This window comes from Prochlorococcus sp. MIT2304 (genome assembly GCF_059772405.1).
The window spans coordinates 1,500,505-1,513,101 of record NZ_CM186286.1 but is presented as its reverse complement, the minus strand read 5'-3'; the positions used below and the strand labels follow the sequence as shown (position 1 = coordinate 1,513,101).

At 35.9% G+C, this 12,597-nt stretch carries 14 protein-coding genes; 5 read left to right on the top strand and 9 right to left on the bottom strand.

What is annotated here, in order from left to right; all coding sequences use genetic code 11:
- The first annotated feature begins 23 nt into the window (after window positions 1-23).
- Window positions 24-188: a hypothetical protein gene (locus tag AC6EIY_RS08685; protein WP_498506532.1), complete on the top strand. Its 165-nt coding sequence runs from the start codon at window positions 24-26 to the stop codon at window positions 186-188.
- On the opposite strand, the gene AC6EIY_RS08680 is transcribed toward AC6EIY_RS08685, so the two are convergent.
- Both AC6EIY_RS08680 and AC6EIY_RS08675 read right to left on the bottom strand, forming a co-directional pair.
- Entirely contained in the window at window positions 189-419 is a 231-nt protein-coding gene (locus AC6EIY_RS08680) for a DUF8665 family protein (protein ID WP_498506531.1), read from the bottom strand.
- Between the two features lie 33 nt (window positions 420-452).
- Entirely contained in the window at window positions 453-809 is a 357-nt protein-coding gene (locus tag AC6EIY_RS08675; RefSeq protein ID WP_498506530.1) for a DUF8682 family protein, read from the bottom strand.
- A gap of 139 nt (window positions 810-948) precedes the next feature.
- Between AC6EIY_RS08675 and AC6EIY_RS08670 the strand changes: the two genes are divergently transcribed.
- The gene (locus AC6EIY_RS08670; RefSeq protein WP_498506529.1) at window positions 949-1,251 is read left to right on the top strand and encodes a ribbon-helix-helix domain-containing protein; all 303 of its coding nucleotides are present in this window, start codon (window positions 949-951) and stop codon (window positions 1,249-1,251) included.
- A gap of 18 nt (window positions 1,252-1,269) precedes the next feature.
- On the opposite strand, the gene AC6EIY_RS08665 is transcribed toward AC6EIY_RS08670, so the two are convergent.
- The 5 genes from AC6EIY_RS08665 to AC6EIY_RS08645 all read right to left on the bottom strand — a co-directional run bounded on the left by AC6EIY_RS08665 (window position 1,270) and on the right by AC6EIY_RS08645 (window position 7,707).
- Entirely contained in the window at window positions 1,270-2,406 is a 1,137-nt protein-coding gene (locus AC6EIY_RS08665; protein WP_498506528.1) for an anhydro-N-acetylmuramic acid kinase, read from the bottom strand.
- Window positions 2,407-2,409: 3 nt separating this feature from the next.
- Complete coding sequence (locus AC6EIY_RS08660; protein WP_269609359.1) at window positions 2,410-3,114, bottom strand: potassium channel family protein; 705 nt, start codon at window positions 3,112-3,114, stop codon at window positions 2,410-2,412.
- 14 nt (window positions 3,115-3,128) lie between these two features.
- On the bottom strand, window positions 3,129-4,514 hold the full coding sequence (locus tag AC6EIY_RS08655) for a TrkH family potassium uptake protein (protein WP_498506527.1): 1,386 nt from the start codon (window positions 4,512-4,514) through the stop codon (window positions 3,129-3,131).
- Between the two features lie 103 nt (window positions 4,515-4,617).
- Window positions 4,618-6,435, bottom strand: coding sequence for an SLC13 family permease (locus AC6EIY_RS08650; protein WP_498506526.1), 1,818 nt, complete (start codon window positions 6,433-6,435; stop codon window positions 4,618-4,620).
- A gap of 99 nt (window positions 6,436-6,534) precedes the next feature.
- Window positions 6,535-7,707 (bottom strand): NAD(P)/FAD-dependent oxidoreductase, encoded by a 1,173-nt coding sequence (locus AC6EIY_RS08645; RefSeq protein WP_498506525.1) that lies wholly within the window; start codon window positions 7,705-7,707, stop codon window positions 6,535-6,537.
- A 71-nt stretch (window positions 7,708-7,778) separates the two neighbouring features.
- Between AC6EIY_RS08645 and AC6EIY_RS08640 the strand changes: the two genes are divergently transcribed.
- Window positions 7,779-8,549: a phosphoadenylyl-sulfate reductase gene (locus AC6EIY_RS08640; RefSeq protein WP_498506524.1), complete on the top strand. Its 771-nt coding sequence runs from the start codon at window positions 7,779-7,781 to the stop codon at window positions 8,547-8,549.
- Between the two features lie 14 nt (window positions 8,550-8,563).
- Window positions 8,564-9,253: a type III pantothenate kinase gene (locus AC6EIY_RS08635; RefSeq protein WP_498506523.1), complete on the top strand. Its 690-nt coding sequence runs from the start codon at window positions 8,564-8,566 to the stop codon at window positions 9,251-9,253.
- On the opposite strand, the gene bcp is transcribed toward AC6EIY_RS08635, so the two are convergent.
- Window positions 9,250-9,717 carry a thioredoxin-dependent thiol peroxidase gene (gene bcp, locus AC6EIY_RS08630; protein WP_498506522.1) on the bottom strand — a complete coding sequence of 156 codons (468 nt, stop codon included), beginning with the start codon at window positions 9,715-9,717 and terminating at the stop codon, window positions 9,250-9,252. The genes AC6EIY_RS08635 and bcp overlap by 4 nt on opposite strands.
- Between bcp and AC6EIY_RS08625 the strand changes: the two genes are divergently transcribed.
- Window positions 9,716-10,372 (top strand): 4'-phosphopantetheinyl transferase family protein, encoded by a 657-nt coding sequence (locus AC6EIY_RS08625; RefSeq protein WP_498506521.1) that lies wholly within the window; start codon window positions 9,716-9,718, stop codon window positions 10,370-10,372. The two genes, bcp and AC6EIY_RS08625, sit on opposite strands and share 2 nt — an antisense overlap.
- Here the strand turns inward: AC6EIY_RS08625 and AC6EIY_RS08620 are convergent, their stop codons facing one another.
- Window positions 10,373-12,571 carry an AAA family ATPase gene (locus AC6EIY_RS08620; RefSeq protein ID WP_498506520.1) on the bottom strand — a complete coding sequence of 733 codons (2,199 nt, stop codon included), beginning with the start codon at window positions 12,569-12,571 and terminating at the stop codon, window positions 10,373-10,375.
- Between the last annotated feature and the right edge of the window lie 26 nt (window positions 12,572-12,597).

Sequence of the window (12,597 nt, the reverse complement as noted above, 5' to 3'; positions counted from 1 at the left end):
AAATTACATTACATAAGCAGGCCATGTTAAGACTCGAACAAATTACTGCTTTAGTACTTGCCGCTGCTCTTGCAATTCCTAGTTATTGGTTTTTTTGGACGATGGCGGGAGGAGGTGGCTATGAACGTAGAGAAATTAAAGAAAATAGTAAAAATTCATTCAGAACCCCTACTTCTTCCAAAAATTAATTACATTCCCCCCCTAGCCTTTATCAGCCATTGTTTAGTCTCTGAATCATCAATGGTATTCAAATATTCTTTTACCTCTTCAGAAGTAACTGGCAAATTCATTTTGATCCCAAAAGCGCATATAGATTGCATAGCACCCTTGGGGTTTTGAAGGGCTTGACGAAAAAGTTCTTGTTTTTTCTTTGGATCAGCATTTATAAGCTTATAAAGCTCTGAAGCATTGCCACTCATAAAAAAACATTCATTAATTAAAAGAATATTCAATTATGCAGCTTTTGTCTCGCAATCATGAGATTCATTGCACATATCCAAATCACTTTCCTTTAGGCCTAGTGCAGACGCGTCTTTCATGCTTCTAGCATCCATACAAAGGACTTTACGAAGTTGAGCAAAGTTTGCAGCATGAGATGACCTTCCTTCTTTGCTAGCTCCATATTCCGCTCTTTGCAAAACATGGTGTAAATGTGTCAATAAGTAAGAGCTGACAACAGCAGAAATTAGAACATCTCCATTCTTACCGTTACTACGACTCTTCCTTCTCTGTCTTTTTACAGCCCTTTTTTCAGCAACAATACTTGAAGAAAGAGGTTTAGATGTTTGTGGAAGAGATGGCTGAGACATGAAATACTCCTTTTAAATCGAAAAATTTAAGCGAAAGATTGACAAGACAAAGCTGTCCAGATTGGTAAGTATCATACACAAGGATACTACCCTTACGTACAAGTGTACACTATTTACTACTTGGTAGTTCTTTGTACGCATGGCTACTCGTCAAAACTCATCTAACGGGAAGCAAAAATCGCCTCGCATACAAGTTGTTCTCCCAGAAGATTTATGTGAAAGATTGTCAGAATTAGCAGTAAAAGAATCTAGAACTGTCAGCAATATGGCCAAAGTTTTAATTCAGGAAGGGGTTAAGAATCACGAATTGAAAGAAAGTTCAGTACCAAAAGAATTAGAAACTAAGAAAAATCAAACACAAAATTTTATCAATGCATTAGAAAAACAAAAAACACAAAGACTTAAAGGGATTCCAAAAAGATTAAGGTTTAAAAGAAATTAGCTATTGAATTAATTCATATCAAGGATCAACTCTCAATCCATATAAAAGAGATTTATTTGCTCCGGTTATAAACTTCGAATTAACTTTTTTACCTAAGACATTCCACCAAGATAAAATTGCGAAAGCTAGTGCCTCTCGATGCTGAGAAGGAATACCAATTTCATTTATTGGACGAACACAAACCCCGCAGCATTTTTTCTGTAGTTGTTTCATTAGAAATAAATTTTTGGTCCCACCTCCAGCAACCAAAAGCTCGATTAAACGTATCTTTCTGAACCTAAAAAGATTATCTAAATCTTGAGAAATTATTGATGCTGTAAATGTAGTTAGTGTTGATATTAAATCTTCTGTTGATAAATCACCCAATTGCTTTTTCCTTTTTTGTAAATCTTGACTACCAAATTGCTCTCTACCTGTGGAACGTGGAGGTTCAAGATGAAAGAAAGGTTCCCTCAACCACTTTTCGATAATATTTAATTTAGGTATCCCAAGAGATGCTAAAGATCCATTCTGATCAAACTCTAAAGATGAATCAGTACTTTCTTTAATAGCTAAATCAATTAAAGAATTAGCCGGTCCGCAATCCCAGCCCAAACACTCAGAAGTTTTATCAATTCCACTCTTGGGTGGAATAATAGTAAGATTAGCTATTCCTCCAAGGTTGAGAACTCCTCTCCATCCATATACCCTTCCAAATAACGCTTCATCCACTAACGCTACTAATGGGGCACCATGACCACCTAAAGCAATATCCTTTGATCTAAAATCAAAAATAACAACTTGATTTAAAATTTTTGCAAGTAATGGTCCTAAAAGAATTTGAAGACTTCCTCCTCTTTTAGATTTCTTTACACTTCTATGAAATAAAGTTTGTCCGTGACATCCAACAACCTCAGCAGTTGAATCAGGATCACAAGTCCTTGCAGCAAAAGCATTTAGTTCAGTAATTTCTTCAGCCAGTTCAAACCAATCCTTACTATTCATTTTCAACCCTTGACCAACTTGTATTATTTTTTCTTTAGTCGAGGATGGATATTGATAAGAGCTAGTATTTAAAATTTCCCATTTCGGCTTTGAAGGATCACCTGTAAATTCAACTAAAACTGCATCTATACCATCAGCACTCGTACCACTCATTAAACCCAATACACGCATAAATTAAGTTTGAGGGAGCTTTTGAAGATCTTCCATTGAACCCATAACTACAAGCACATGATCTTTCTCTAAAATATATTTCGCTGGAGGATTAACCGTTAGTAGTTGAGCAGGACCAGCAGCTAAAACGTTTACAAAATAATTTTTTCTAAGATTCAAATCCCGTAACGAACGGCCTACAAACACCTCAGGCACTTTAATCTCATCAATCCCGGTTTTATCATCTAATTCTAATCTTTCAATCAAATTAGGTCTGACCAATTCCAAACCCAATCTTTCACCTTGCATTCTTGAAGGAAATACAACCCGATCCGCACCAACCCTTTTCAACATTTTTTCATGAAGATCACTTGTTGCGCGCGCAATAACCTGCTTAACCAAACTTCCCTCTGTGTCTTTTGCAATAAGAGTTGTTGTAATACTTGCCTCAATGGGCTCACTAATACCTACAACTACTGTCCCCATTTCAAGAACACCTGCCTCTTTCATAGACTCTTCATCAGTTGAGTCAACTACCCTTGCTTCGATTGTTGGCTCTAGTTGACGTAATTCCTCTATTGCCTTCTCTGATGAATCAACAGCTAAAACATCAGCACCATTTCTCAATAATTCTCGACATACAGCGCTTCCAAAACGACCAATTCCAACTACAGCAAAACCAAGTTTCTGATTTGCTTTTATGGGAGACCATTGCCACCAATCACTCATGATTTGTGTCCTCATTAAACATAGAGATCCTCCCTTGGGTAGCCAATTCGATTGCGATGTTGAAGCTTGGTTTTATAGAGAGCTTGCCACATAGCGCTCAAAAACAAAAGAATACCTAGTCTGCCAACAAACATCCCAATAACAAGTATTAATTGACCTAAGTGTCCTAGCTCTGAGGTAACACCAAGATCGAAACCTACAGTTGCAAAAGCAGAAATACAAGTAAAAAGCATTTCTAAAAATGAAAAATTCTCTCCACTACTAAATCCATTACTCAAGCTTAATAATAAAGCCATAATTAATACAAATAAAAATGAACCAACTGTTATACCAACAGCTTTAAGAACGACTTTGTCAGATATTTGACGATTACGAATAATAATTTCATTTTGACCACGCAAGGTTGCTCTTGTTGCTGCCATCAATGCGGCAATAGTTGTGGTCTTAATTCCTCCTCCAGTACCACCTGGACTTGCTCCAATAAACATCAGAAACATAATTAATAGAAGGCCTGAATCAGAAACGCTATCAATAGAAATTGGCAAATTCGTAAAACCTGCCGTTCGAGCACTAACAGAGGTAAATAAAGCAGTTAAAATACGATCATCAAAATTAATCAATGAAAAGAAACTCCCCCTAGCCAAAGATTCCGTAAAAATCAAACCCAAAAAACCCAGGGAAATTAATATGAAAGAGGATCTAATTACTAAGCGTGTATGAAGGGTTAAATTTCTCAATTTTAAAGATCTACGATTTATCCAAATATCATTTGTCACTCTCCAACCAAAACCACCTAAAACAATCAAAACAATTAAAACAAAGTTCACTACCCAGTTGGTTCTGTAGGATTCTAAACTTGTAGACCACAAGCTAAATCCAGCATTGTTATAAGCAGAAATACTATGGAACACTGACGCCCATATCCTCTCGCTTGAGTTAGCAATATTATTAAAACCAAAAAAGTATAAAATGGAAGCACCAAAGCTAATAAGAATAGCAGCTGTAATCGCTATTCCCTTAAAGGTCTTACCAACACCGCCAACCCCAAATTCATCTAAAGTTTTCCCTCTATCAAGACGTGTTTTTAACTCTGTTCCGCTAACAATAAAGCCCTGCAAAAATGTAGTAATTGCCATTAAGCCTAAACCACCAATTAATAACATAATTGCCAAAATCAGTTGTCCAAAAAAAGTCAAATCTATTCCTACATCAATAATTGATAATCCTGTAACGGTGACAGCAGAAGTTGCAGTAAATAAGGCTTCCCATAGACCTACATTTTCATTAGAACAAAAAGGTGTCGACAACAATAATGTTCCGCAAGTAATAACAAGTAAACCAGTTACCACAGTGAATTGTGGAACCGTAAGCCTTCTGTAAGTTTCTTGTCTGATACTCACTTCCTCTGACAATAGATAGATACTAATTTTGAAAAGATTAAATAATCAAAATTAGAAGAAAGATCTAAAATCTCACCAAAGCTAATAATCATACTCCTCATATTTAATAAATACTATACTTTAATAAAATTAACCAAGGAACAAGAAACGTCATCAAGATTGTCAATCCCGCTCCGTATCTGGTGACATCTAAAAATTGATAACGCCCAGGACCAAATACCATCAAATTTGTCTGGTACCCCATAGGAGTAAGAAAAGATTGACTAGCGCCAAAAAGAACTGTTATCAATAAAGCCAAAGGAGGCAGGTCCAAACTTGGTGCCAATTGAACAGCTATTGGCGCCAGAAGAGCCACAGATGCAGCGTTACTAACAAATTGAGTAAATATGGTAGTTGAAAGAAAAATAACTAATAAAGAAGTGTAAGTAGGTAAATCTTGCAATATAAAAATCAAACTATTGGCAAAAGCATCAGCAAGACCGGTCGTCTGCATTGCAACACTAAAACTAGAAAGAGATCCAAGCAAAAGGATGACATCAAGTCGAATTGATCTTTGGACCTCTGCTGGCCTTAAACATCCACCCCAGACCATTGCAATTACTGCCATTAAGACAGAAGCTACTAGAGGCAAATCAGTAATTGAAGGAATTATCAACATTGCGATGGCTATACCAATTGCTATTGGTTTTCTTGTGACAGTGGGTAGATCATTCTCAAATTGATCTAAAACTAAAAGGTCATTACTATCTTGTAATCCCCGAATTGAATCTCTAGGAGCTTGGAGAAGTAATACATCTCCCTCTCTCAAAATTGCTTGACCTAAGCGTTCTTGAACAGTTTGCTGACCTCGTCTTAAGGCCAAAACAGTAGCATTGTGTCTTTGCCTAAATCGCAATTCACGCAAGCTTGCGCCGGCCAAAGTGGACCCTGCTGGCAAAAGGACTTCTACGGTTTGTTGGTTTTCATCAATATTGGATAGAAAAAAATTTTTTTCAATATTTAAGTTTTTATTTAACTGAACAGTATGTTCTTGTTTTAAACGCAAAAGATCTGACCGAGTAATTCTTATCAACAATCGATCGCCAGACTGAATAATTCGATCAGCTAGAGGTGGTAAAAGTATTTCATTTTCTCGCTGTATTTCTAAAACATCCACATCAAATCTTCTTTGTAAGCGGCTATTTCTCAATGAATGTCCAACAAGTTCAGAATCAGAAGGAATAGTGACTTCAGTAAAATAACTCGTTTGATCCGAGCTCCCTCCATATTCAGAACTAATGCGCCCTCTGTCAGGTAATAGAGAGTTTGGGGCTAACAGCATATATGCTGTCCCAAAAAGCCATATAGGTACTCCTATTGCCGTAAATGTAAATAGATCAAAAGCACCGTAGCCAAGTTGATCACTAATATCACTAACTAACAAATTTACTGAACTACCTAAAAGAGTTAAAGTTCCACCCAGGACCGTGGCAAAAGATAACGGTAACAATACGCGAGAGGGAGATAGTTTTCGTTTAATGCACCACGCTTCGATTACTGGCAAAAGTGAAGCTACTACAGGAGTATTGGGAACAACACCTGAAACAGGAGCCACAACTAATCCAAGCAAAGCTATCAATCTGCGTGGAGTTCGAATGCTTTCGGAGGCAATTAACTCTCTTAAACGATCAAGGGCGCCACTTTTAAAAAGTGCAGCAGAAACCGCAAATAAACCCATCAAAGTAATCAAAGCAGGACTTCCAAAACCAGCCAATGCTTTTTGAGGGGAAAGAACTCCCGTAGCCATCAATAATGCAACGCTCAAAAGCCCCGTCAGTTCAGGAGCCAAAGCACTGCTCACGAACAAAAAAACTGCAATAATTAATACTGCCAAAGTTATGACAGCTTTAGGATTCTCTAAAATAGTTAATATCTCATTCATATTCTTTAATTAATAACCTGTTCACCTGACGCTGTCCAAATATTGATTTTAAGAATACTGTGTAAAGGAACTAAGGATATTGAGAAAATAAACGATTAGTTATTTGTTACTTAATAGCCTGGATCCTGCGGATTTTAAAGAAACAGAAAAACCTGGCATTCGCATCAAATATGCATAATGCCTTACTTTAAAAGCTATCGGTCCTGCCAAAGTGATTCCATATCCAGTGATTGATGCATTACCAATACCTAGACTCAGCATTTCTCCAAGATCTTCAAATTGAAATGATTTAAGTTGATTACCCATCCTAAGGGAAATAATATTCTGAGCTGTTAGATAACCCTGCTGCATAGCTACTTGAGCTGATGAAGGAAAAGGATAATTCTCACAAAAAACAATATCTCCTACGAAAAAAATATTTTGATGTTCGTTTATTTGCAGAAATTGGTTTACGTTAATCTTCTTATTTTCATCTAAAAGCTGATCCACTATTGGTAAGCTAAAAGGTCTTAATCCAGCAGTCCATACCAAGGCAGAATAATTAATTTCAAGGGAATTATTTCTCTCGCTCTCAAGACTTGATAGTTTTATAATCCTTTTATTAATAGATTCAATATTATATTCTAAGTATACTTTAATATTTCTCTCAGAAATTGCCTCTATTGCTTTTGCTCTATTGAAAGATTTGGATTTAGATAAGATTTTATTCCCTCTATCAATTAAACATATTTCCACTCTGTTATTAACTAAATCAGATAATTTACAGGCAAGCTCAACACCAGTTGGTCCTGCCCCAGCGATCACTAAAGGCTTTGTGAAATTAGAAGAATGATTGATAGAAGTTATTAACTCTTTAATTCTTAGGAGATCATTTAAATTAGAAAAACCATAAGCATATTCTTTTAAAGCTTCAAAATGAGAATAATCCGTTGTTACTCCTGTGCTTATAACAAGTTGAGAGTATTTAACTTCCCTCTTAGATGAAGTAATTAACTTCCTTTCAAGTTCATTAACTTTCACTACATACTCTTGTAAAAAAATAAATCCTAATTCTGCGGCTAAGGCGGAAAATTGCGGTGCAACCTCCCATAATTCAAGCTCACCGCTTAATAATTCATAAAGCAATGGCTTAAAAAGAAATCTTGGGCTTTGATCAATCAAAATGATTGGTGTTCCATCCGAGCAAGCTAATAATGCTTGGACAGTAGAGAGTCCTCCGAAGCCGCCACCAACAACAACAATTGGATCTGATTTCAAATTGTTCAAGTCCATAGGGACTAGATCTAAGATGATTTAAAAGACCCTAAACAAACTTTGACTAATTCGGCATACAAAACTCAAACATGAAGAAAGAATCTAAAGAAAATTACACCAATGATTTGAGAAAAGCCGCTCAATTCCATCAACCTTCTCTGATGAAATCAATTCATGAGACAAGCAAAAACCTAGAGCAACTGTCCGCTCAAGCTCAACTTGAATGGGGCTTTGAACAATTTGATGAGAGATTTGTTCTAACAACCAGTTTTGGGATCCAATCTGCTGTCTTACTTCATATGACGATGGCATTAAAATCTAATCAAAAGCCAAAGGTCATTTGGATTGACACAGGCTATCTTCCAAAAGAAACTTATAGCTACGCAGAAGAATTAACAAAACTATTCGAATTAAATTTAGTAGTTGCTCAAAGTCCGATATCCCCAGCAAGAATGGAGGCTTTATATGGTCGTCTTTGGGAAACAGGAGTGCAAAAAGATCTTGAAAAATATCATCAGATTCGGAAAGTTGATCCTCTTGAAAAGACTTTCTCAGACCTAAATGTTCATTGCTGGGCAAGCGGAGTAAGAAAAGGCCAAACCAAGAACAGACAATCAATGTCTAATGTTGATTTTATTCGAGAACGTCTAACTCTCCGACCACTTCTAAACTGGACTAAAAAAGATATTTTCTATTACATGGAGAAAAACAAATTACCTCAACATCCATTATTTGAAAAAGGCTATTCCACTGTAGGAGATTGGCACTCTAGCGAAGCAGAAAATAGTAATGTCAAAGGAAGGTCAACGAGATTTGGGGGCCTAAGTGAAGAGTGCGGAATCCATTTAAATACTCAATAACAAAGAATAAACTCATGTACGCAGAAGAAAATTATTTAATGATTGGTAATACGAGATGGCATTGGGCAAGCGTAGTAAACAAAACTTTGAAATATTTTCATACCCCACCAAATCCAATAGAATTTGCAAATAAAGATTACTCTCAATTAATTTGGGCTTCAGTAGGTACTGTCCCTGAGAATATTAAATTAACTCTTTCAAAAAAAATAATTTTAGATAAAGTACCCCTAAGTAATCTTCCATCTAATTTAGGAATTGACAGAGCTCTTGCTTCATGGAGTGCTTTTAAAAAGCACTCATCTTCAAAAAGCAAAGAAAAAGATTTAATTGTTATAGATGCAGGTACAATCTTAAGCGTCACAAAAATAACAAATAAAGGAAAATTTGCTGGAGGGCAATTAATTCCTGGCTTCAGTCTTCAATTATCTTCGATGGCCACTGGCACATTAAATCTAGAGGCTCCAGTTGTTAAAAAAATACCGGCTGGAATATTTCAACATGAGACAGATAACGCTATGATAAAAGGCTCAATAAATTCATTAATAGGGTTAATCATAAAAATTTTTGAAGATACAAAATTACCAATATGGATGTGCGGAGGTGATGCACCATTAATATTAAATGAACTTAAAAATACAAATATTAATATCAATCATTGCCCAAACCTAGTTCTAGAGGGAATGATTGATATATACAAAAATTAAATCAATTTGAGATCATTTAAAATTTGATTAGCCATATTTTCTGATTTTACTTTTAAGTATATTAATTCAATTTTTCCGTCTTTATCTATTACAAAAGTATGTCTCATCATTCCAAAGTACTCTCTACCCATAAATTTCTTCAAGCCATAACTTTCATATAAAGTTGCAACAGGGCAAGGGTCACTGTCAGTAAGAAGTGTAAAAGGTAATTTATGCTTATCAATGAATTTAATATGTGATTTTGAGGCATCCTTACTAATACCTAAAACGTGAATATTGTTTGATTTAAAAAGCTCCCAATTATCTCTAAAGCTGCAAGCTTCTTTAGTGCAGCCAGGGGTATTATCTTTTGGATAAAAATAAATTACTACTCTCGAACCTTTAAATGATGAAAGACTGATATCAAGACCATCTTGATTAAGGAGAGTAAAGTCTGGTGCAGAATCACCAATACAGAGAGTCATGAATACAACTCAAATTAACAATCAAAGCGTACTAGGTCTTTGGCTTTTTCTGATGTCATCAAAACTTTTACCAATAAGCAGCGAAGAAAAAAAATGGGTTCAAAAGTTAAAACCAAAAAGGGGGATGATTTATCATTTCTCGAGAGGCTGCATCAGAAATGTAATGTCCAACATGACAGGCTTAGACCCTCTCGATATACCTCTCAAAGCCGACCCTGGAAAACCGCCTTTATTAGCGGAAGGATGGGGTCATATCAGCATAAGTCACTGTTATGATGCTTTATTAATCGGATGGTCCTCAAAAAAAATTGGAGTAGATATAGAAAGAAAGGACAGACAATTTCAAGCTCAAAAATTGTCAAAACGTTTTTTCACTCAATATGAAAATTGCGAAATAGAACATTTAAACCCGTTCCAAGCTAGAGAACTAGTGCTTAAAAGATGGGTCGTCAAAGAAGCTGCAATCAAATGGCAGAGTGGCAAGATAGCGACAAATTTAAATCAATGGATTTGGAAGAATAAATCACAATTTGCCTATAATAAAAAATTTGGACATAAAGTAAAAATTTACGAGCAAAGTCATGATCAATGGACTTTTGCAATTGCATTAGATGGAGATTTAATAACTAACGAACCAATACTTTGCCTTAATTAATTATATTTTAGCAAGAAACTTAGTATGTATAAGTTTCTGTTTTATAGTCCGTCCGTTCAATCTTTTAAATAATTCTTTCAATCGATTCAATTTTTCTTCCTCATAATCTTTCAGAATAATTTCACGATAATCACTGCCGTAAGTAAGCCACCTTTTTATTATAGAGGTATCAATTTTTTGATATACATACTCAGTCCACTCCTCTAAAACAACATTCCAGCCTAATTTTTCCAATTGTGAAATAAAATTCTTTTTATTTTCTTGTTTCTTTAACCACTTCTCTTCGGTGGAAATTAAATTATTTAATAATTGAAAATCAGTATTTTTATTATTGCTATAAACTTCTAAGTTTTCCCGTAAAGCAAAAGCAGGGCCAGAACATGGATTGCTTATAATCAAACTTAATTCTGCGTTTGCTGTACATTTTTCAGCCAGAATCGGCCACAATTTAGAAAAATTTGATTCAGAGAAAACTTTCCAAGGGATCCTTCCTCCTATTACCTCAAATTTAAGATTATCTTCTAATTTTTTAATTGATTCAACTTTTGAATCAATTAAAACAGGTCGCTGAATTAGAGCCAAAATCTCTAATTCAGCTAATAACCTTGGATGCTGATCTTCTGATACAGCTAAGAAAACGCCACCTTCAGAAGTCTCTCTTAAAGGCTTTAACGACCAAAGCAAAGAACTAGGCGTTAAGACTAAAACTCTATGATTTTTTTTCCAAGTAACACCTGACCATAATTTAGTTGCCAAGTTACTCAATCGTTCCCCCTCTTGCAAAGCTTGGCGACATAACCATTTCTCCAAATCATTATCAACTTTTCCAGATGTAATAGTTAAAGGATTTTGGTACTCAACTTCACCTAAAGAGGCTAACTGCTCAGATCTTCTCTCATTCAAAAGGGACCGTCTTTGCCCTTCCCAACCACATTCAGTTGGCTCCCAAAAAATCTCTTTTACTAAGCTATCCGGCAAATATTGTTGAGGGACCCAATGTTTTGAAAAAGAATGGGGATATTTGTAGCCTATACCATCTCCAAAAGCTTCTTTATCTCGATTTGCATCTTTAAGATGAAAAGGAACGTTTTGCTTATGGGAATCTTTCACTTTCTGAACTGCTTTAAAAATAGCCTTCACGCTATTGCTCTTCTCAGTTGAAGCCAAGTACAAAGTTGCTTGCGCCAGCGGGTAAATACCCTCTGGCAAACCGATTCGATCAAAAGCAGCGGCGCATGACTCAACAATGACAATTGCATTGGGGTCAGCAAGACCAATATCCTCTCCCGCAGCGATAAGCATACGTCTAAAAATAAATCTTGGATTCTCTCCTGCTTCCAACATTCGAGCAAGCCAAAATAATGCCGCATCAGGATCAGAACCCCGTAATGACTTAATAAAAGCGCTTATAGTATCGAAATGAGCATCACCTTTTTTGTCGTATAAAACCGCTCTTTCTTGAATTGAATCCTCAGCAATCTTTAGATCAATAATGATTGAACCATCTTGATTGGCAATGGTGCTCTCTACAGCAAGTTCAAGAGCATTAAGAAGAACGCGTGCATCGCCATTACAAACATCAACCAAATGGTCTTGGGCAGCAGTGGCTATATTAATTAATTTCAATCCATAACCCCTTTCCTTATCGCTCAAAGCTCGTTGCAATAATTGATGTAATGCTTTTACGTTAAGACTATTTAAACGAAATAATCTAGATCTGCTTACCAAAGCTTTATTTACTTCAAAATATGGATTCTCCGTAGTTGCACCAATTAGTGTCAAAGTTCCATTTTCAACCCAAGGTAATAACGCATCTTGTTGAGCAGTATTAAATCTATGAACCTCATCAATAAATAAAATCGTGCGTTTACCATATTCATTTAATCTATCTATTGCAGAGTCAATCTCAGACCTTAAATCCTTGATGCCAGCCAGGGCAGCATTTATGACACTAAAGTGAGACAGAGTGTTTGCAGCGATAATTCTAGCCAAAGTAGTCTTACCAACTCCCGGTGGTCCATAAAGCAACAAATTCCCTACTTTATCAGCGATAATTGAACGTCTCAACAAACGCCCTTGTGCAAGAATATGATCTTGACCAACAAATTCATCAAGTGTTTGAGGCCGCAAGCGATCAGCTAAAGGAGCATTATTCTGTATTAGCTGTTCACCATTAAAAGCAAACAGATCTTTGGCCAAAGCTAACAAACAAACATTTTTATTAC